This window comes from Serratia sp. Ag1 (genome assembly GCF_000743355.1).
Lineage (GTDB): Bacteria > Pseudomonadota > Gammaproteobacteria > Enterobacterales > Enterobacteriaceae > Chania.
Genome location: NZ_JQEI01000026.1, coordinates 76,346 through 97,011, shown reverse-complemented (window position 1 = coordinate 97,011; position 20,666 = coordinate 76,346). Strand labels below are relative to the sequence as shown.

General features: G+C 52.6%; 17 protein-coding genes and 1 other annotated feature. Of the genes, 4 read left to right on the top strand and 13 right to left on the bottom strand.

Annotated elements, in window-relative coordinates:
* Positions 1–88: 88 nt before the first annotated feature.
* Positions 89–1,027 (bottom strand): bifunctional riboflavin kinase/FAD synthetase, encoded by a 939-nt coding sequence (gene ribF, locus IV04_RS16580; RefSeq protein WP_037398513.1) that lies wholly within the window; start codon positions 1,025–1,027, stop codon positions 89–91.
* A gap of 438 nt (positions 1,028–1,465) precedes the next feature.
* On the opposite strand from ribF, the gene rpsT reads away from it, so the two are divergent.
* Entirely contained in the window at positions 1,466–1,729 is a 264-nt protein-coding gene (rpsT, locus tag IV04_RS16575; RefSeq protein ID WP_037398515.1) for a 30S ribosomal protein S20, read from the top strand.
* Positions 1,730–1,795: 66 nt separating this feature from the next.
* Here the strand turns inward: rpsT and nhaR are convergent, their stop codons facing one another.
* From nhaR to dnaK, 4 genes are all read right to left on the bottom strand, one after another.
* A complete protein-coding gene (gene nhaR / locus IV04_RS16570; protein ID WP_037398518.1) occupies positions 1,796–2,686 on the bottom strand; it encodes a transcriptional activator NhaR in 891 nt (296 codons plus the stop codon).
* Between the two features lie 179 nt (positions 2,687–2,865).
* Complete coding sequence (gene nhaA / locus IV04_RS16565) at positions 2,866–4,032, bottom strand: Na+/H+ antiporter NhaA (RefSeq protein ID WP_037398522.1); 1,167 nt, start codon at positions 4,030–4,032, stop codon at positions 2,866–2,868.
* Between the two features lie 316 nt (positions 4,033–4,348).
* Positions 4,349–5,467: a molecular chaperone DnaJ gene (gene dnaJ / locus IV04_RS16560; RefSeq protein WP_037398525.1), complete on the bottom strand. Its 1,119-nt coding sequence runs from the start codon at positions 5,465–5,467 to the stop codon at positions 4,349–4,351.
* Positions 5,468–5,572: 105 nt separating this feature from the next.
* Positions 5,573–7,486, bottom strand: coding sequence for a molecular chaperone DnaK (gene dnaK / locus IV04_RS16555; RefSeq protein WP_037398528.1), 1,914 nt, complete (start codon positions 7,484–7,486; stop codon positions 5,573–5,575).
* A gap of 411 nt (positions 7,487–7,897) precedes the next feature.
* On the opposite strand from dnaK, the gene satP reads away from it, so the two are divergent.
* Positions 7,898–8,497 carry an acetate uptake transporter gene (gene satP / locus IV04_RS16545; RefSeq protein ID WP_037398535.1) on the top strand — a complete coding sequence of 200 codons (600 nt, stop codon included), beginning with the start codon at positions 7,898–7,900 and terminating at the stop codon, positions 8,495–8,497.
* 75 nt (positions 8,498–8,572) lie between these two features.
* On the opposite strand, the gene IV04_RS16540 is transcribed toward satP, so the two are convergent.
* From IV04_RS16540 to tal, 3 genes are all read right to left on the bottom strand, one after another.
* On the bottom strand, positions 8,573–9,859 hold the full coding sequence (locus tag IV04_RS16540; RefSeq protein WP_037398539.1) for an MFS transporter: 1,287 nt from the start codon (positions 9,857–9,859) through the stop codon (positions 8,573–8,575).
* A gap of 129 nt (positions 9,860–9,988) precedes the next feature.
* Entirely contained in the window at positions 9,989–10,573 is a 585-nt protein-coding gene (gene mog, locus IV04_RS16535; protein ID WP_037398542.1) for a molybdopterin adenylyltransferase, read from the bottom strand.
* 149 nt (positions 10,574–10,722) lie between these two features.
* On the bottom strand, positions 10,723–11,676 hold the full coding sequence (tal, locus tag IV04_RS16530; protein ID WP_037398545.1) for a transaldolase: 954 nt from the start codon (positions 11,674–11,676) through the stop codon (positions 10,723–10,725).
* Positions 11,677–12,254: 578 nt separating this feature from the next.
* Between tal and IV04_RS16525 the strand changes: the two genes are divergently transcribed.
* Both IV04_RS16525 and yaaA read left to right on the top strand, forming a co-directional pair.
* Positions 12,255–13,685 (top strand): sodium:alanine symporter family protein, encoded by a 1,431-nt coding sequence (locus IV04_RS16525; protein WP_037398548.1) that lies wholly within the window; start codon positions 12,255–12,257, stop codon positions 13,683–13,685.
* Positions 13,686–13,788: 103 nt separating this feature from the next.
* On the top strand, positions 13,789–14,562 hold the full coding sequence (gene yaaA, locus IV04_RS16520; protein WP_037398552.1) for a peroxide stress protein YaaA: 774 nt from the start codon (positions 13,789–13,791) through the stop codon (positions 14,560–14,562).
* Between the two features lie 58 nt (positions 14,563–14,620).
* On the opposite strand, the gene thrC is transcribed toward yaaA, so the two are convergent.
* From thrC to IV04_RS16500, 5 genes are all read right to left on the bottom strand, one after another.
* A complete protein-coding gene (gene thrC, locus IV04_RS16515) occupies positions 14,621–15,910 on the bottom strand; it encodes a threonine synthase (RefSeq protein ID WP_037398556.1) in 1,290 nt (429 codons plus the stop codon).
* Positions 15,911–15,913: 3 nt separating this feature from the next.
* On the bottom strand, positions 15,914–16,843 hold the full coding sequence (gene thrB / locus IV04_RS16510) for a homoserine kinase (protein ID WP_037398558.1): 930 nt from the start codon (positions 16,841–16,843) through the stop codon (positions 15,914–15,916).
* A 1-nt stretch (position 16,844) separates the two neighbouring features.
* Positions 16,845–19,304 (bottom strand): bifunctional aspartate kinase/homoserine dehydrogenase I, encoded by a 2,460-nt coding sequence (gene thrA, locus IV04_RS16505; RefSeq protein WP_037398561.1) that lies wholly within the window; start codon positions 19,302–19,304, stop codon positions 16,845–16,847.
* 25 nt (positions 19,305–19,329) lie between these two features.
* Positions 19,330–19,447: a sequence feature (Thr leader region), on the bottom strand.
* Positions 19,386–19,454, bottom strand: a complete 69-nt coding sequence (gene thrL, locus IV04_RS26160) for a thr operon leader peptide (protein WP_126533494.1) — start codon at positions 19,452–19,454, stop codon at positions 19,386–19,388. Its footprint overlaps the feature before it by 62 nt.
* 210 nt (positions 19,455–19,664) lie before the next feature.
* Complete coding sequence (locus IV04_RS16500; RefSeq protein ID WP_037398564.1) at positions 19,665–20,351, bottom strand: tRNA/rRNA methyltransferase; 687 nt, start codon at positions 20,349–20,351, stop codon at positions 19,665–19,667.
* Positions 20,352–20,666: the final 315 nt, after the last annotated feature.

Here is a 20,666-nt window from a genome sequence, read left to right as displayed (position 1 = left end):
GCTCACCCCAGTCACTTACTCATGTAAGCGCCTGGTGACTCACTGCGTTGCCGCCTTCCTGCAACTCGAATTATTTAGGGTATAGACATTAAATCGGTGTCTGTAGCCCGAAGAATTTCCGGGCCGTCACCACATCATTAGCGATTTGCTGTTTCAACGCATCAAGCGAGGCAAAACGCTGTTCATTACGCAATTTTGCACGGAGCACCACGTCTAAGTGGCATCCATACAGATCCATCACGACATCTAACAGATGGACTTCCAGTTGCTGACGCACGCCAGCAACCGTTGGCCGGGTGCCAATATTGGCCACGCCCGGCAATGGCTCAGGGCCAAGGCCGTAAACATCGACCGCATAAACCCCTTTCACTGGCGCCACCAGGCGCTTGAGCGGCAGGTTGGCGGTGGGGAAACCAATCGTGCGCCCCAGTTCATCGCCATGCACTACGCGGCCTGAAATACTGTAGGGGTGGCCAAGCAGCATTTCAGCAAGCGGCAGATCATCATCACGCAGCGCGTTACGAATCGCTGTGCTGCTGATACGCAACTCACCTTCACGGAAAGTCGGCGTACTGACCACCTCAAAGCCGTATTCTTCCCCGGCTTTCTGCAGCAGGGTGAAATCCCCCACGCGGCCAGCACCAAAGCGGAAATCATCCCCCACCATCAGGAATTGTACGCCCAGCTTTTCTACCAACAGTTCGGCGACAAACGCCTGCGCGGTGTTGGCAGCAAAACGAGGATCGAACTTGACGCACAGCAGGTAATCAACCCCGGCCTGCGCCAGATATTTAGTCTTGTCACGCAAACGCGTGAGACGCGCTGGGGCCTTGTCGGCGGCAAACAGTTCCAGCGGCTGCGGCTCAAAGATCATGACCATCACCGGCAACCCGAGGCGTTGCCCCTGATGCTTTAACTGCTCCAATAGCGCCTTGTGACCGCGATGTATGCCGTCGAAGTTGCCAATGGTAAGCACGCAACCATGGTGGCGCGCTCGGATATTGTGAATGCCGCGAATTAGCTGCATAGCTGACTCAAAACAGTGGAAATCGGCGGATTATACCTTGTACAGCGGTTAAGGTTAACCGGCGATTGTTTCCTTTGATATAGATAGTCATACCATACCGGAGGTTAGCGGCCTTAACTACCCGTTTATCCAGCCTGATCCGGGGTATCTTAACCGACGGTTTTCACGCCAACCCTTTGGCAGCAGCTTGAAAAACCGGGGATAACTCATTGTCAGCCGCCGTTCACAGAATACGCGGTAAAACACATGGCGATTTTTCTCGCGAAACACTGTATTCCCATGGCCGAAGCTGGTAAAATCCTGCGCCATCACAACGTAGCAAGTGCCGCCCGTACAAACGGCGCTTATTTGCACAAATCCATTGACAAACGAAGGCTAAAAGGGCATATTCCTCGGCCTTTGAATTGTCCTCAATAGAATATATTTGGGAGTTGGAACTTGGCTAATATCAAATCAGCTAAGAAACGCGCCATACAGTCTGAGAAACGCCGCAAGCATAACGCTAGCCGTCGCTCAATGGTGCGTACCTTTATCAAGAAGGTAGACGCGGCTATCGCAGCTGGCGACAAAGAAGCAGCACAAAATGCATTCCTCGTAATGCAACCACTTGTGGATCGCCAGGCTGCTAAAGGCCTGATCCACAAAAACAAAGCAGCACGCCATAAGTCAAACTTGACTGCGCGTATCAACGCAATGCAATAAGCCTTACGTTGTCTGCTTGTTAAAAAAACCTGCCTCGGCAGGTTTTTTTACGCCTGTAATTCCTGGTCAGAGGGCAAACAACGCCGAGAAATCTTTGTTGCATACCCGCTGCACCGCCGGGTGCTGGATCATGCGCTCAGCAAAAATGATGTAATACTCTTCCTGCACGCTATCGATGCGGCCAATCTCCACAACATCATCATCGTTATAAGTATCCTGCACATACAGTGTCGGCGCCACGAAGACGGCATTGTGGTACAAACCAAACGCTTTCATTAAAGCCGCATCGTCAAACTCCCCGAGTATTTCGACTTTAATCCCCTGAGTGTTGAACCAGTTGAGCAGTTTGCGCCCCAGCATCGAACGCCGACCAGGGATCAGTAACCGCCGTTGCTCCAAACAGGCCGGGAACGGCAGATCCGGTGCCGGTTGGCGGCAGAAAAAACTGATACTGCATTCTCCCAGTTTCAGCGAAAACAGCCCTTCCTGCTGGCTGGAGTCCACTGGGCAATCCGACAGGATCATATCCAGTTTGTGCTGGCTCAGTTGCTCAAGCAGCATCTCATGTGTGGATTCGAAACAACGCAGGTGGATTTGCTCGTTATCCACCACTGCCGTTTCCAGTACCTGGCTGACCAAACGTTTGGATAACGCATCCGCGACCCCAACATCAAACAACAGGTTGGATTCTTTGCGGTAGTTGACGATATCCAGCATTTCCTGGCTGAGCATGAACATTTTATCGGCATAGCGAAAAACCAGTTGGCCAAGTTCTGAAGGCACCAGCCCGCGCCCCTGGCGCTTGAACAACTTGCCATTGAGCCGCTCCTCCAACGCTTTGATTTGGCCGGTGATGGTTTGTGGCGTAAGGAATAGTGCCTCCGCAGCCCCAACCACCGATCCCGCCTTACAAACCTGCCAGAAGTAATACAGATGGTTAAAATTGATGTGTGACATTCTCACAAGCGACTCTCCTTGGGTTTCTCATCAGCACACGCTTTACCGTGATGAGCGACAAATTCCCTTTCCTTTATGTGTACAGCACAGAGTTAGAAATAGTCGAAGCAGCATGCATACTGTGCTGCTTCGTCCCAGCGCTATTGCCTTCAGCCTCTCCTACGAATAACCCCAAAGGATTATCTGTATCGAGGTAACGTGCAGCGCAGCAAAACATAACCAACCACAGCGGCGCTCGTCGAACCCAAGAGTATTCCCAACTTCGAATAGGTACTGAGAGCCGCATCCGCATCAGCAAACGCCAATGAGGCAATAAAGATCGACATGGTAAAACCAATACCACATAGTACCGCAACAGCGAACACTTGTTTAAATCCAATATCTTGAGGCAACTGCGCAATCCCCAATTTCACTGCCAGCCAGCTAAAAGCGAAAATCCCCAGTGGTTTACCGATAAACAAACCCGCGGCAATCCCCAATGGCAACAGGGAAGTCAATCCGCTCAAGGATACTCCCTGTAACGAAACTCCGGCATTAGCAAATGCGAACAATGGCAAAATCAAGAATGCGACCCAAGGGTGCAATTCATGTTCCAGCGTTTCAGAAGGCGAAGGTTCATTTTTGACCTTCAGCGGGATCATAAAGCCGACAATCACCCCCGCTAGCGTGGCATGTACCCCAGATTTAAGAATTGCTACCCATAACACTAACCCGACAATCATATACAGTGAGGTTTGCCCCACTCCGCGCCAGTTCATCAGCGCCAAAGCGGTAATTGCCGCAGCGGCGACGCCCAACGCCACCATTGACACGTCGTGGGTATAGAACAGCGCAATAATAATAATCACGCCCAAATCGTCGATAATCGCCAGAGCCAGCAGGAAGACCTTCAAACTGGTTGGTACACGATTCCCCAGCAATGCCATAACGCCCAAGGCAAAGGCGATATCGGTCGCTGCCGGGATCGCCCAACCTTGGCGCGTGACCTCATCGGCACCGTTGAACAGCAGATAAACCAGCGCAGGCACTAACATGCCGCCCAACGCGGCGATCGCCGGAAATATGGCTTTATCACGGCCTGCTAATGAGCCTTGTATCAACTCACGCTTAACCTCCAGGCCAACCACCAGGAAAAAGATGGCCATCAGCCCATCGTTGATCCACAGCAACAGCGGCTTCGCAATCTCCAACGAGGAGACTTTGACCATGATGGGTAGATTGAGGAACGCCTGATACAGGGCCTGCATCGGGGTATTAGCCATGATCAGCGCCACGACGGCGGCCACGATCAGAATAATCCCCCCTGCCGCCTCTTGGCGTAAGAATTGACGAATAATATTAGTCACTGTACATCACTCCAGATCTGAACCTAGCGAATATACCCGTCATACTTCAAGTTGCTTGGGTGTTGGCTTCGTTCAGTTGCCACCTACAATCCACTCGAATTATTTTGGGTATACGCCTTAGCGTTGAGACAATGTTATGAGTATAGATGCTGTATCATTTCGAAAAAATAAGTTTATAAGTGCTAAATAGCTCGTTAAATACGATCAATCAGCGGCATTTATCACACTTTTAGTATGGTTATCACGTGAGTAACAGCAATAAAAAAACCCCGGTATTTAAAAACCAGGGTTTTTTAAGGTACCTGCAGAAATGTGCTTAACGCGTCAGGTCGTCAAAAAACTTTTTCACGCCATCGAAGAAGCTTTTCGAGCGCGGGCTGTTTTTATCCCCCGAAGGGCCACCCAGGCTTTCTTCCAGCTCTTTCAGCAACTGCTTCTGCTTATCGTTCAGATTCACCGGCGTTTCTACCACCACGCGGCACAGCAGATCGCCCTGGCTGCCACCACGCACTGATTTCACCCCTTTGCCACGCATGCGGAACAACTTACCCGTCTGGGTTTCAGCAGGAACTTTCAGCTTAACGCGGCCATCAAGCGTCGGCACTTCAATCTCGCCACCTAATGCGGCCATCGCGAAGTTAATCGGCACTTCGCAATACAGGTTATTGCCTTCACGCTCGAAAATCGGGTGTGCCTTCACCTGCACCTGAACGTACAGATCGCCCGCAGGTGCGCCGTGTTCACCCGCTTCACCTTCACCGGCCAAGCGGATACGATCGCCAGTATCAACACCTGCCGGGATTTTCACCGACAGCGTTTTGGATTTTTCTACCCGACCATGGCCATGGCATTTGGTGCAAGGATCTTTGATGATCTGCCCACGCCCATGGCAATGCGGACAAGCCTGCTGCACGGTGAAGAACCCTTGGCGCATCTGCACCTGGCCCTGACCGTGACAGGTTGGGCAGGTGACAGGCGAACTGCCTGGTTTTGCACCGCTACCGTGGCAAGAGTCACACTCTTCCAGCGTTGGAATCCGGATCTCTTTGGTCACACCGCGCACGGCTTCTTCCAGCGTCAGATCCATGTTGTAACGCAGATCTGAACCCCGGCTGGCACGCTGGCGACGCCCACCACCAAAGATATCGCCAAACACGTCACCAAAGATATCGCTGAAATCGGCCCCGCCGCCACCGCCGCCCATACCACCTTGTTCAAAGGCGGCATGACCGTACTGATCGTAAGCAGCACGCTTTTGATCGTCGCTCAGGATCTCGTAGGCTTCCTTGATTTCTTTAAATCTGGCTTCGGCGTCCTTTTCCTGATTGCGATCAGGGTGATACTTCATCGCCAGGCGCTTGTACGCCTTTTTGATCTCACGCTCATCCGCCGTCTTGGCGACGCCGAGCACCTCGTAACAATCTTTCTTCGCCATTATTTCACTTACCCTTAACATGCGTGCACGGGCGTAGAGTTGCCTCGACGCCCGTGCTGGTTTCCGGTTACGGCCTTTGGCCTCACCGTGCCCGCTTAAGGGCGATTATTTTTTGTCTTTAACTTCTTCGAACTCGGCGTCAACCACGTCGTCGTCTTTCTTCGCCGCGTTGTCTGCACCTGCATCAGCACCCTGAGCCTGCGCCTGAGCTTGTGCCATCTCCAGCAGCTTGCCAGAAACCTGCACCAGAGCCTGGGTTTTGGCTTCGATCTCGGCTTTATCTTCGCCTTTAACCGCCGCTTCCAGATCTTTCAGCGCGGCTTCGATCGCCGTTTTGTCTTCGGCTGGCAGTTTATCGCCCGCTTCTTCCAACTGCTTACGGGTACCGTGGATCAGGTGATCCGCCTGGTTACGAGTCTGCACCAGCTCTTCGAACTTACGGTCTGCTTCAGCGTTCACTTCCGCATCGCGTACCATTTTCTGGATTTCTTCTTCGTTCAGACCAGAAGAAGCCTTGATGGTGATCTTCTGCTCACGACCGGTGTTTTTGTCTTTAGCAGACACATGCAGAATACCGTCGGCATCGATGTCGAAAGTCACTTCGATCTGCGCCATACCGCGTGGTGCAGGCTGGATACCGTCCAAGTTGAACTGACCCAATGACTTGTTATCGTTAGCGCGCTTACGCTCACCCTGCAGCACATGGATGGTCACCGCCGCCTGATTGTCTTCGGCAGTCGAGAACACCTGGCTGTGCTTGGTTGGGATAGTGGTGTTTTTGGTGATCAACGGCGTCATCACGCTGCCCATGGTTTCGATACCCAGCGACAGCGGGGTCACGTCCAGCAGCAGAACGTCTTTCACATCACCGGCCAACACGCCGCCCTGAACCGCAGCACCTACGGCAACCGCTTCGTCTGGGTTAACGTCTTTACGTGGTTCTTTACCGAAGAAATCAGCAACTTGCTTCTGAACCATTGGCATACGAGTCTGGCCACCGACCAGAATCACGTCCTGAATGTCAGAAACCGACAGGCCTGCATCTTTCAGAGCCACTTTCAGCGGCTCAATAGAACGCGCAACCAGATCTTCTACCAATGACTCGAGCTTCGCACGGGTCACCTTGATGTTCATGTGTTTTGGACCGGAACCATCTGCAGTGATGTACGGCAGGTTCACGTCGGTCTGTTGAGCAGAAGACAGTTCAATCTTCGCTTTTTCAGCGGCTTCTTTCAGGCGCTGCATCGCCAACGGATCGTTGCGCAGATCCATGCCCTGGTCTTTCTTGAATTCTTCTACCAGGTAGTTGATCAGGCGGCTGTCGAAGTCTTCACCACCCAGGTGGGTATCACCGTTGGTTGCCAATACTTCGAAAGTCTTTTCACCATCAACGTCATCAATTTCGATAATAGAGATATCGAAAGTACCACCACCCAGGTCGTATACCGCGATGGTGCGGTTGCCCACTTCTTTGTCCAGGCCGTAAGCCAGCGCCGCAGCAGTAGGTTCGTTGATGATACGCTTCACTTCCAGACCAGCGATACGGCCAGCATCTTTAGTTGCCTGACGCTGAGCATCGTTGAAGTAAGCAGGAACCGTGATTACCGCTTCAGTTACCGGCTCACCCAGATAATCTTCTGCTGTTTTCTTCATTTTCTTCAGCACTTCAGCAGAGATCTGCGGAGGTGCCATCTTCTGGCCTTTCACTTCCAGCCAGGCATCGCCGTTATCGGCAGCAACGATGCTGTACGGCATGATGGCTTTATCACGCTGTGCTTCGTCGTCCTGGAAACGGCGGCCAATCAGGCGCTTGATCGCAAACAGGGTATTTTGTGGGTTAGTGACAGCCTGACGCTTAGCAGGCTGGCCAACCAGAATTTCACCATCCTGGGTATATGCGATGATTGAAGGTGTGGTGCGGTCGCCTTCGGCATTCTCCAGCACACGCGCCTTACCACCATCCATAATGGCTACACAAGAGTTGGTAGTACCCAGGTCGATACCAATAATTTTGCCCATCTAAACATCTCCACTAATAAATTCATAATCGGTCAGGTTGCTAACCTATATGCGGGCAATTCTTCGTTTTTCAACTGCCCGATATTCCAGTCTTATCCCCTTCAACGTGTGAACTGCAAAACAGATGGCAATTTACAAGCTGAAGGAGATATCCGCGGTTGGCAACTGCGGTTGTCAATAAGATGGGGCCATCCGGAGCAGCATCAAGGGCCTGAGCAAAAAAAATTTCGTTTTTACCCGCTGTCAGATCATTGTTTCCTGCCATGGGGATCATTATGATGCCGCGCGCTCTGATGGAAGCGAGGTTTTTTCGGCCCTTCAGACCATGACCTATACCCAAAATATTTCAAGTGGCTTGAAAGACAGCGGGCATATCCATTTTCGTTAATATTCTGTTATTACAGAGGACATATGCACACCAACAAGTTGGCGAATCCAGGCCCTCTCGGTCTGATGGGCTTCGGAATGACTACCGTCTTGCTGAATCTGCACAATGCGGGCTTTTTCCCACTGACTTCCGTCATTATCAGCATGGGGATTTTCTTCGGCGGTATGGCTCAGATTTTTGCTGGCATTCTTGAATTCAAGAAAGGTAATACCTTCGGTTTGACCGCCTTTACCTCTTATGGCTGCTTCTGGCTGAGCCTGGTGGGGGTTCTCCTGCTGCCGCGTATGGGCTTGGCAGAACCTACCGATGCCACCGTGCTCGGTGTCTATCTGGCGCTGTGGGGCGTCTTCACCCTGTTCATGTTCTTTGGCACGCTGTGCGCCAACCGTGCGCTGCAATTTGTGTTCGCCAGCCTGACGCTGCTGTTTGCCCTGCTGGCGATCGGTAACATCACCGGTAACCACGCCATCCTGACCTTTGCCGGTTATGAAGGGATCATTTGCGGTGCCAGTGCAATTTATCTGGCGATGGCAGAAGTACTCAACGAACAGTTGGGCCGCACCGTCCTGCCAATCGGCAGCGTCACCGCGCCACAAGCAGCGAAAATTACCGCAACCGCCTGATTGATAAAGTCCCATACAAAAAGCCCTGGAGTTTCAACAACGCCAGGGCTTTTTTAACGTTTGGAAACCGAGGTGTTAAAGTCGGCTTTCCCCGTTCAGATCACGGCGCAGGTAGATCCCTAACAGTAACCCGATCATCGACAGCGCCAATACATAGTAAGCCGGTGCCAGTGGCGTTAACCTCATGATTAGCGTCACAAAGATTGGGGTTAATCCACCAAAGATGGCGTAGGCCACATTATAGGAGAATGAGATCCCGCTAAACCGCACTTCTGCCGGGAACGCCCGCACCAGAACATAAGGCACCGCCCCGACGATCCCCACGCTGAACCCCACCAGAGCATAGGTCGCAAACAACATTTCAGGATGCGTGCCTATCGAGTGATAAAACAGCCAACTGCAACCCGCCAGCAACAGACTGCCCACGATAAAAGTCTTGCTGGCCCCGAAACGATCGGCGGCCAAACCTGCCGTAATACAGCCAATCGTCAGCATCACGATGGCAATACTGTTAGCCTGCAATGACAACGCCGGGGCAATAGCGAACTGTTTCTGCAGATAAGTTGGCGTCATCAGGATCACCACCACAATACCCGCCGACAGCAGCCAGGTCAGCAGCATGGATACCGCAACCTCTTTCTTGTGATTGGCGACCACTGACTTCAGCGGTAATTCGTCCGCCAGTGCTTTGCGCGCCTGCATTTCGATAAAGATCGGCGTTTCCTGCAGCCAGCGGCGTAAATACATGGCAAACAAACCAAAAATACCGCCGAGGAAGAACGGAATACGCCAACCGCCGTTGAGGATCGCTTGCTGGCTGAGCGTGGTATTGATCGCAGTTGCGACCAGCGAACCCAGCAGGATACCGGCTGTCAGCCCCGCAGTGAGGGTGCCGCAGGCAAAACCAATACGCTTGCGCGGTACGTGTTCGGCCACAAAAACCCATGCCCCTGGCACTTCACCGCCGATCGCCGCTCCCTGCAATACCCGCATCAGCAGCAGTAACAACGGTGCCGCGATACCGATGCTGGCATAGGTTGGCAACATCCCCATCGCCAGCGTGGGTAACGCCATCAAGAGAATACTCAGTGTGAACATCTTCTTGCGGCCCACCAGATCGCCGAAGTGCGCCATAATGATGCCGCCCAGTGGACGAGCCAGATAGCCCGCTGCAAAAATACCGAAAGTCTGCACCTGACGCAGCCATTCCGGCATATCCGCCGGGAAAAACAGCTCGCCCATTACCGCAGCAAAGAAAACAAAAATGATAAAATCATAAAACTCCAACGCGCCGCCCAAGGCTGCCAGTGTCAGAGTTTTATAGTCTTGCCGGTTCAACCGGCGATTATTGTCGTGGTGCATAAGGTACCGTTAAAGGGAACTGTAACAAGAAAAAAGCACGCCGCTTTTTGTAAACGAATCCTTACTATAACGGCAAATTATTTTCACACCAAATAGGTTGAGCGTTATTTCGCAGATGGTTGAAATTTATTAATTTATCTCGCGGCGCGCACTTTTAGGGCGAAATGCGGCGACCACGGCCTCATGGGTTTCTACATAAGGCCCCTCAAGCAGTTGAATGCAATAAGGAACGCTGGCAAAAATACCTTGCACGACCACCTTGCCCTGCTCGTCCTTCACCCCTTCTAATGTTTCCTGGATCGACTTGGGCTGCCCCGGCAGGTTAATGATCAGTGCCTGTTTGCGGATCACACCAACCTGACGCGAAAGAATCGCGGTTGGCACATAGTGCAGGCTGATTTGCCGCATTTGCTCGCCGAAGCCGGGCATCACCCGATCGGCAATCTCCAACGTGGCATCAGGGGTTACATCGCGGCGCGCCGGGCCGGTACCGCCGGTCGTCAGCACTAAATGGCAGCCCATTTCATCGACCAATTCACACAGTGTATTTTCAATCAGCATCTGCTCATCGGGGATCAGCCGGGTTTCCAGTTCAAAAGGCGTTGCCAGTGCGCTACTCAGCCAGGCTTCCAAGGCAGGAATCCCTTTATCCTGATAAACGCCGCCGGAAGCGCGGTCAGAAATTGAAACCAAACCAATGCGTAATGTGTCCATGCTTAACCTCTGTCGCTAAAATGCTACGGGCAGGTTCATTTCCTACCCAATGACTCATCCCGGAAGTATACGGTGTCTGCACTCCAACGTGGGAAAACAGGCACAAAAAAGGCGGCCTGAGCCACCTTTTCCACGCGAGTTGCCGTTAATTACAGCAGATCGGCGATCATTTTTTCCAGCTTGCCCTGGTCTACGGCAAATTTGCGGATACCATCGGTCAGTTTCTCAACCGCCATGGGATCCTGGTTGTGCTGCCAGTAAAACTCAGGTTCAGTCAGCGGTGCCGGGCGCGCCTTCACTTCGCCGGTATAGGACAGTTTACGCTCCAGTGCCCCTGCACTCTCTGCCAATTCTTTCAGCAGCGCAGGTGCGATGGTCAGGCGGTCACAACCGGCCAGCTCGATGATTTCGCCAACGTTGCGGAAGCTTGCACCCATCACCACGGTTTCATACCCGTGCTGTTTGTAGTACTGATAGATTTCAGTCACGGAAATCACACCCGGATCTTCGTGCGGAGCAAACTCTTTTTTGTCGCCATTGGCTTTGTACCAATCAAGGATACGGCCAACAAACGGAGAAATCAGATAGGCACCGGCTTCGGCACAGGCACGCGCCTGGGCGAAGGAGAACAGCAGCGTCAGGTTACAGTTAATGCCTTCTTTTTCCAGGCGTTCAGCGGCGCGGATCCCCTGCCAGGTTGAAGCCAGTTTGATCAGGATACGGTCGTTACCGATCCCTGCTTCGTTGTACAGTTTGATCAGGCGCTTGGCCTTGGCCACGCTGGCTTCGGTGTCATAAGACAGACGCGCGTCCACTTCGGTAGAAATACGGCCTGGGATCAATTTCAGTATTTCCAGACCAATGTTGACCGCCAGCTTATCTGCGGCGTCGGCAACTTGTTGTTCGCGATCGCTGCTCTGCTTACGCGCCCAGGCGATAGCTTCATCAATCAGTGTGCGGTATTCAGGAATTTGGGCTGCATTAAGGATCAGCGAAGGGTTGGTTGTGGCATCTTGCGGTTGATACAGCTTCATTGCAGCAATATCGCCCGTATCCGCAACCACCGTAGTAAACTGGCGTAGGGAAGTTAATTTATCGGTCATGTTGGTATTATCTCATCGTTTGTGCATGAACTCTTGGCATCGTTCAACCATGCCCTAGGCTGATAATAACATGCGCAAGGCCCGGTGCAAGGCTGGAGAATCACCGCCTTACGGCGCAGGTTTCGTTCTTGTTGAAGCAACCGTTTACATCAGTAACCTTCGTAAATCACGAGGAAACAGAACGGCATTACCGTGCACTCGCCGTTATAAATTATGTTAAATTTGCGCCAATTAATCTATTTATGTCTACAATCCAAGAAAAATCTCACCCCGCTGAAATCAAATAAAATTCAGCTCATTGATTGTATACCCAAAATAATTCGAGTTGCTTGTAGGCGGCAACTGAGTGAAGCCCTGGGAGCATAGATAAACTATGTGACCAGGGTGAATGACAAATCTGCTTGGCAGATTTGAACGCCGCTTGCGGCGGCCCCGAAGGGGCGAGGCCCAGCATGGGCCGAGTCACGCGGCCAACACCCAAGCAACTTGAAGTATGAAGGGTATAATCATTTGAAGATAGCTTTCCACCTTGAGTCAATGGAGCGCATTGCGCTGTAGAGCTTAACAAGGAGAGATCTGTGACAGATCTAATCAACTTTATCAGCAATATTCTTTGGAAATCAGTGCTCATCTATTTATTGCTGGGTACAGGTCTTTACTTCACTTTGCGTACCCGCATCATCCAGATCAGCCACTTCGGCCACATGTTCTCAGTGTTGAAAAACAGCACCAAGAGCGACAGCGCCGGTATCTCCTCTTTCCAGGCGCTCTGTACGTCGCTGGCCGCCCGCGTTGGCACTGGCAACCTGACCGGCGTCGCCATCGCCCTCACTGCGGGTGGCCCCGGTGCTATCTTCTGGATGTGGGTGGTGGCCTTTATTGGTATGGCAACCTCTTTCATTGAAAGTACCTTGGCCCAGCTCTACAAAACCAAAGACGATAAAGGTAACTACCGCGGTGGCCCGGCTTACTACATGGAAAAAGGGCTGGGCATGCGCTGGATGGGCGTGTTGTTCTCCATCTTCCTGATCATCGCCTTTGGCCTGGTGTTCAATGCCGTGCAGGCTAACTCGATCGCCCAAGCCAGCGCCGTCGCTTTTAATCTTAAACCGATGCACGTCGGAATTGCCTTGGCCATTCTGAGCAGCCTGGTGATTTTTGGCGGTATTCGTGCCATTGCCCGCGTTGCTGAAAAAGTGGTGCCGCTGATGGCGGCCATTTATCTGCTGCTGGCGCTGTGGGTTATCGCCCAGAATATTGAGCATATGCCTGCGATCCTGCTGTTGGTTTTTAAAAGCGCCTTCGGCCTGCAGGAAGCCGCTGCAGGAACCATTGGTTATGGTATTTCACAGGCCATGACTCAGGGCGTACAGCGGGGATTATTCTCCAACGAAGCGGGCATGGGTTCCGCCCCCAACGCGGCAGCCTCTGCCACGCCGTATCCGCCTCATCCCGTGTCACAGGGTTATGTGCAGATGCTCGGCGTATTTATCGATACCATTGTCATTTGCAGCGCGACCGCCGCGATCATTCTGGCGTCCGGTGCACTGGATCATCCCCCAACCAATATCAGCGGTATTGACCTGACCCAACGGGCACTGAGCAACGCTCTCGGCGCTTGGGGTTCGCCTTTCATCGCCGTGGCTATTTTCTTCTTTGCCTTTACGTCGATCATCGCCAATTACTCCTATGCCGAAAGCAATCTGCTGTTTCTTGAGCGCCATCATCCGGCTGTGCTGCTGATTTTCCGCTGCGTAGTCATGGGCATGGTGATGTTCGGCGCCATGGCCGAACTGCCAACGGTATGGCGCTTGGCGGATATCTCAATGGCGATGATGGCTATCACCAATCTGACGGCGATTTTGTTGCTGTCTGGCGTGGCTTTAAAGCTGACCAGGGATTATAACCACCAGCGTTCGATCGGCAGATTGCCGACCTTCGATGTGAGCTATTATCCTGAGTTGAAATCGCAGTTAGAACCCGGTATCTGGGAACGCAAAAAACCGTAATCACCCCTTAGGGCGTGCGCCAAGCGCGCCCTATCACAGCCATTTATCCCTTCTGCCGCGCTTTTTGTTACAGTATCTGTTCTTTGATAAACAGGATGTGGCCATGCTCGTTATTATTTCACCTGCCAAGACCCTTGACTATGCAAGCCCACTGGCGACCAAACGTTTTACGCAACCTGAGCTGCTGGATCAATCGAAAGCGCTGATCAACATTTGCCGTAAACTGACGCCCGCGCAAATTGCCAGCCTAATGAGCATCAGCGATAAACTGGCGGGCCTGAATGCGGCACGTTTCAGCGAGTGGCAGCCTGAGTTCACCCCAGAAAATGCCCGTCAGGCTCTGCTGGCGTTTAAAGGCGATGTGTATACCGGGCTGCAGGCACAGGATTTCAGCGAGGAAGATTTCGACTTTGCCCAGCAGCATCTGCGTATGCTTTCTGGCTTGTATGGCGTACTGCGCCCATTGGATCTGATGATGCCTTACCGCCTGGAAATGGGGATCAAGCTGGAAAACCCGAAAGGCAAGGACTTGTACAGTTTCTGGGGCGATCGGATCACCAAAAAACTGAACGAAGCGCTGCAGCAGCAAGGTGATGAGGTGATCGTTAACCTGGCTTCTGACGAATACTTCAAATCGGTAAAGCCAGCCAAATTACAGGGATCGTTGATCAAGCCGGTATTCCTTGATGAGAAAAACGGCAAATATAAAGTGATCAGTTTCTATGCCAAAAAAGCGCGTGGGCTGATGAGCCGCTTCATCATCAAAAACCGCCTGACCAAGAGTGAACAACTGGTTGATTTCAATCTGGAAGGTTATGCTTTTGATGAAACATCCTCGGCAGGTAACGAACTGGTGTTCAAACGCCCAGAACAGTAAAGCCGCCTGTAAACAAGCGGCCTTGATACCCTGGCAGGGGCGCTGAGCGCCCCCTTCATCAGGCCGGGAGAGCCATCAGGAACTGACGCAATTTGGCAAAGTCAGCCGACATATGGTGCGACAACAGCGGCAGATCGGCACGCGCGGCCAGTGCTGCTGGCAGCGGTAACTCCTGACCCAGGATCGCCTCAACGCTCTCTTTGAACTTGGCCGGGTGCGCCGTCCCCAGGAACAGGCCGAACTCCCCTTCTTTCAACTGATCGCGCAACGCGCGGTAAGCGATAGCCGCGTGCGGTTCGGAAAGATAACCCAGCGCTGCCAGCTCTTTCATGGTGTCTTTAGTGGTTTCATCACTCACCGCAGCGTGGCCCAATTCTTTGAGCTGCCAGATCTTGCGGCGGAACAACTCTTCCACCCGCGGCCAGTTATTAGGCTGGCTGACATCCATGGCATTGGACAGCGTTGCCACGGTAGCGTGCGGCTGCCATTCGCCATTGCTGAGGAAACGCGGCACGGTATCGTTAGCATTGGTGGCAGCAATAAAACGCTTCACCGGCAACCCCAAGGATTTCGCTAGCAGCCCAGCGGTCAGATCGCCAAAGTTACCGCTCGGTACCGAAATCACCAACTGATTGCGCGCTTCTTGAGGCAATTGGGCCACGGCTTCGAAGTAGTAACAGATTTGCGCCAACAGGCGGCTGATATTGATCGAGTTGGCGGAGTTCAGATGCACCGCATCTTTCAGCTCCTGGTCGTCAAACGCCTGTTTGACCAACGCCTGACAAGCGTCGAAATCGCCGTCGATCGCCACAGTGTGGATGTTGCCACCCAGAGTACAGAACAGCTTTTCCTGCAGCGGGCTGATCTTACCCTGTGGATACAGGATCACCACACGCACGTTTTTCAGCCCGTAGAAAGCGTGAGCCACGGCAGCACCGGTATCACCGGAGGTCGCGGTCAGAATGGTCACCGGCTGATCGCCTGCCACTTCTGCCAGCATCTGCGCCATAAAACGTCCACCAAAGTCTTTAAACGCCAGCGTTGGGCCATGGAACAGTTCCAGACAAGCCACATCTTTCTCAACCGGTGCAACCGGGGCCGGGAAGGCAAAAGCAGCTTCTACCCGCTGATGCAATGCTTTCTCATCGATCTCATCCCCGATAAAAGCAGCCAGGATCTTGGTGCTGCGGGTAACGAAATCCATCTCCAGCAGTTGTTCGATCCCGCTCAGCTCAAACTCGGGCAATTCCAGCGGGAAAAACAGCCCCTGCTGTTTGCCCAACCCCTGTTTGATCGCCTGCGCGAAGCTGACCTGTTCATTGTGGTCTTTAAGGTTGTACAGTTTCATGCGTTATCCCAATAGTCGAGCGCCAGCAGTATCCAGGCGGCAAATATGAACAAAACCTTCGTCGTTTTGCAGATAGTGGTTAGTCAGCCAATCAGCCATGCGTTGCGCGGTCGCGCTGTCATCACAGATCGCAAACAGCGTTGGACCAGAACCGGAAATACCGCAGGCCAGCGCGCCAATCTCCTGTGAGGCTTTGCGCGCCTCAGCAAAACCGGGCAGCAGGCGGGTACGATAAGGTTCGGCAATCACATCCTGCATCAGTTTGGCGGCCAAGCGCGGTTGTTGCGTGTGGCAAGCGTGAATAAAGCCCGCCAGATAGCGGCCATGGCTGATACAGTCCTGACGGCGGTACTGCGCAGGCAAAATAGCGCGCGCTTCGGCAGTGGAAACCTTAATGCCGGGGTAAGCCATCACCCACAGCCACTCTTTAAAGCAGGGCACTTCCTGGCTGATGAAGCCTTCTTCTTCCAGCATCAACTGCAGGCCGCCAAGATAGCACGGCGCAACATTGTCATAATGCACGCTGCCAGAAATCCGCCCTTCCAGTTCGCCCATCAGCGCCAGCAACTGCATGTTATCCAACGGACGATGGCAGAACTCATTCATGGCCATCAGGCCAGCTACCACCGAACAGGCGCTGGAACCTAATCCAGAACCGATCGGCATGTTTTTCTCAAGCCGCATCGCCACCGGGATCTCACGGCCAATCTCCTGACAGAAACGCTCCCAGCACTGGTAAACGATGTTCTCTTGCGGATCCGTTGGCAGCTTGCTGACAAAACGCCCGGCATTCTCCAGACTAAAACGGGAAGCGGCTTCCACGCTCACGCAATCGCCCAGCAGCGAACCGTCGATGGGGGAAACTGCCGCCCCCAAGACGTCGAATCCGACACTGACATTACCAATTGAGGCCGGTGCATACACCTTAACCATATTAAACTCCCAGCTTCCATGACAATGTGCGCAACAGATCGGCAAAGACCCCTGCCGCAGTCACATCATTACCCGCACCATAACCGCGCAGCACCAGCGGAATGGGTTGATAATAACGGCTGTAGAAAGCCAGAGCATTCTCGCCGTTCTTCACTTTATACAATGGATCGTTGTCATCTACCGCATCAATACGCACTTGGCAACGGCCTTCTTCGATGACACCCACGTAGCGTAACACCTTGCCCTGTTCGGCAGCAGCAGCCACGCGGCGGCTAAATTCAGCATCCAACTCAGGCAAACGGGCCATGAAGGTCTCGACATCGCCCGAAGCATCAAAGAACGCTGGCAATACCGACTCCACCTCGATATCGCTCAACTCAAGCGTATAACCCGCCTCACGCGCCAGAATCAGCAGTTTGCGCGCCACATCCATACCTGAAAGATCATCACGCGGATCGGGCTCGGTAAAGCCGTTGGCTTTCGCTTTCAGCGTGGCTGCCGACAGCGACATCCCTTCATCCAGCTTGCCAAAGATAAACGACAGTGAACCCGACAGGATACCGGAGAAACGCACCAGTTCATCACCGGCATTGAGCAGGTTCTGCAGGTTCTCGATCACCGGCAGGCCTGCACCCACGTTGGTGTCATACAGGAATTTGCGGCGTGACCCCGCAGCCGCGCTGCGCAGTTGCTGGTAATAGTTCATTGATGAGGTGTTGGCCTTCTTGTTTGGCGTCACCACGTGGAAGCCATCGGCCAGGAAATCGGCATACTGATCGGCCACTGCCTGGCTGGAAGTACAGTCAACAATCACCGGGTTCAACAGATGGTATTCTTTCACCAGACGAATCAGACGGCCAAGGTTGAACGGCTCCTGGGCGCTGCCCAGTTCATCGCGCCAGCTTTCCAGCGCAATACCGTGCACGTTAGTCAGCATCGCGCGCGAATTGGCGATCCCACAAACGCGCAGATCGATATGCTTTTGCTTCAGCCATGGCTGTTGGCGATAAATCTGTTCGATCAATGCCCCACCGACACCACCGACGCCAATCACAAACACCTCAATCACCTGATCGGTGTTGAATAGCATCTGGTGGCTGACGCGCACGCCGGTCGTCGCAGAATCATTGTCAACCACGACAGAAATAGAACGTTCGGAAGAGCCCTGAGCAATCGCCACGATATTAATGTTGGCACGTGCCAGCGCCGAGAAGAAACGTGCCGAAATACCGCGCAAGGTGCGCATGCCATCGCCCACCACCGAGATAATCGCAAGGCGTTCCATCACGTCCAATGGCTCCAGCACACCGTCTTTCAGTTCCAGATAGAACTCTTCTTCCAATGCACGGCGGGCGCGCAGCAGTTCACTCTGCGGCACACAGAAGCTGATGCTGTATTCGGAAGAGGATTGGGTGATCAGCACCACGGAGATGCGCGCACGCGACATCACAGCAAACACCCGCGCCGCCATGCCCACCATCCCTTTCATGCCAGGGCCGGACACGTTGATCATCGCCATGTTGTTCAGGTTGGTGATCCCTTTCACCGGCATATCCGCATCCACGCTTTCGCCACCGATCAAGGTGCCGGGAGCTTGCGGATTGGCGGTATTTTTAATCAGGCAGGGAATTTGGAACTGGGCAATCGGGGTGATGGTACGCGGGTGCAGCACTTTGGCACCGAAGTAAGAAAGCTCCATCGCTTCCTGATACGACATCGATTTCAGCAATCGGGCATCCGGCACTGTGCGCGGATCGCAGGTATAAACGCCGTCGACATCAGTCCAGATCTCACAGCAATCTGCACGCAGGCAGGCCGCCAGCACCGCAGCGGAATAATCGGAACCATTACGCCCCAGCACCACCAGTTCGCCTTTGTCATTACCGGCGGTGAAACCTGCCATCAGCACGATATGATCCGCAGGAATTGCAGCGGCGGCAATACGCTGTGTGGACACGGCAATATCAACCGTTGATTCCAGGTAATGACCCTGCGCGAGCAGTTTTTCCACCGGGTTGATCACGGTAACCGGATAACCCTTGGCTTTGAATACGCCTTCCATCATGGCAATCGAAAGCTTTTCACCACGGCAGATGATGGCAGCATTGACGCTATCCGGGCACTGCCCCAGCAACGCCACGCCATGCAGCACCTGTTTCAGCTGCGCAAACTCCTGATCGACCAACGCTTTCAGGCGATCGTACTCAAAGCCCGGTAATGCCTTGGCCAGACCACTCAGCAACTCAGCAAAAATGCGCTCTGCATCGCTCATATTGGGTTGAATATCAAGGCCTGCCACCGTTTTCTCTATCATCGCCACCAAGTGATTGGTGATCTTGGCGGGGGCGGACAATACCGTGGCTACCTGTCCCTGACGCGCGTTATTTTCCACGATATCGGCAACGCGCAGAAAGCGTTCTGCATTCGCCACCGAAGTTCCACCAAATTTCAACACTCGCATTTATGTTATCTCCTGAATTTATGACGAAAAAAAAGCCCGCACTGGTTAGGTGCGGGCTTTTTCTTTTGTTTCCTGTGCGCGTCAGCCCGCCCCGTTACCTGTGGTATCGGTGGTGGTAATAATTGTGGTGTTCAGGCTGATGTAACGCATTGGTCTGTCTGTCTCATTAGAATCTTGTCCCCTATATTGGTTAAAGCAATCGCTTTCCCAAGTCAAATTATTTCTTCAATTTGATCATTTAACAACCAAACCGGATTGTGCGCAATGCAACAGACAAGCCACCGAATGACGGAATAAAAAATCGATAAAAAGCCAATAAAGCAGTCAATTACACTGGTTTTACAAAAAATAACATTAACATCACTTCAGTAATTTTTTTTCAATGTCATGCAACAGCGTATGCAACATCACTATATCGCGCTGTTGTAATACGCCCAGCCGCTGATGGAGCCAATCGTGCAATTTTTGGTCATCACTGACCTCAAGCGCGTGCAACAACCGATCTGCCCGCTCGCGCAAGGCCCGCAGTTGCCCAGCATGGGCTATCGGTTCTTGCGGCGCAGTGACTTTCATCAGTTCAGCAAGCTGGTAACAATACACCATCACCGCCTGACCGAGATTAAGCGAAGGATAATCAGCAACCATCGGCACACCGGTCAGCAAATCTGCCAGCGCCAACTCCTCATTGGTCAGGCCGGAATCCTCGCGGCCAAACACCAATGCGGCCTGTTGCCCCCATTGCTGGCGTTCCTGCAGTTGGCCGGTCAGTTGCTGTGGCGTGCAGTAGTAATGAAAACGAGCGCGGCTACGGGCGGTGGTCGCAACGGTAAAGTCCACATCGGCCAGCGCCTGCTGCAAACAGGGGAATGTTTGCGCTGCGTCCAGAATGTCACCGGCACCGTGGGCCACCCAGCGCGCTGCCGGTTGCAGGTGGGCTTCGCTATCCACAATACGCAACGAATTGAACCCCATGGTTTTCATCGCCCGCGCCGCTGCACCCACGTTTTCTGGCCTGGCCGGAGCCACTAACACGATATGAAACTGCATCATTACTCCAGCAAAAAAGTAGAAATAGTTCTTTTATTGTCGCGGCCAGCATGATTATATTTACAAATACTTAACATACTAATCCACTCCAACAATGTTGTAAAACACACCGTTAGTTATGTAAATATAACGAAACACCTATAATTAAATAAATATCATTAATCTAATTATTAATCATTGAGTTAATAAAAAACCAATCGCATTCAAACAACGATTGTAGCGCATTGGCTATAGCAATGCTGAATCGTTCACAGTATTTGTTAATCTATGACTTAAGCTGGCATTTCTGTAAGTGTTTTTCACAAATCTGTTAAC

Excerpts from the sequence above, each read along its gene's own strand:
- ribF (WP_037398513.1), bottom strand. The coding sequence starts at position 1,027 with ATGCAGCTAATTCGCGGCATTCACAATATCCGAGCGCGCCACCATGGT.
- nhaR (WP_037398518.1), bottom strand. The coding sequence starts at position 2,686 with ATGTCACACATCAATTTTAACCATCTGTATTACTTCTGGCAGGTTTGT.
- dnaJ (WP_037398525.1), bottom strand. The coding sequence starts at position 5,467 with ATGGCGAAGAAAGATTGTTACGAGGTGCTCGGCGTCGCCAAGACGGCG.
- dnaK (WP_037398528.1), bottom strand. The coding sequence starts at position 7,486 with ATGGGCAAAATTATTGGTATCGACCTGGGTACTACCAACTCTTGTGTA.
- satP (WP_037398535.1), top strand. The coding sequence starts at position 7,898 with ATGCACACCAACAAGTTGGCGAATCCAGGCCCTCTCGGTCTGATGGGC.
- IV04_RS16540 (WP_037398539.1), bottom strand. The coding sequence starts at position 9,859 with ATGCACCACGACAATAATCGCCGGTTGAACCGGCAAGACTATAAAACT.
- mog (WP_037398542.1), bottom strand. The coding sequence starts at position 10,573 with ATGGACACATTACGCATTGGTTTGGTTTCAATTTCTGACCGCGCTTCC.
- tal (WP_037398545.1), bottom strand. The coding sequence starts at position 11,676 with ATGACCGATAAATTAACTTCCCTACGCCAGTTTACTACGGTGGTTGCG.
- yaaA (WP_037398552.1), top strand. The coding sequence starts at position 13,789 with ATGCTCGTTATTATTTCACCTGCCAAGACCCTTGACTATGCAAGCCCA.
- thrC (WP_037398556.1), bottom strand. The coding sequence starts at position 15,910 with ATGAAACTGTACAACCTTAAAGACCACAATGAACAGGTCAGCTTCGCG.
- thrB (WP_037398558.1), bottom strand. The coding sequence starts at position 16,843 with ATGGTTAAGGTGTATGCACCGGCCTCAATTGGTAATGTCAGTGTCGGA.
- thrA (WP_037398561.1), bottom strand. The coding sequence starts at position 19,304 with ATGCGAGTGTTGAAATTTGGTGGAACTTCGGTGGCGAATGCAGAACGC.
- IV04_RS16500 (WP_037398564.1), bottom strand. The coding sequence starts at position 20,351 with ATGCAGTTTCATATCGTGTTAGTGGCTCCGGCCAGGCCAGAAAACGTG.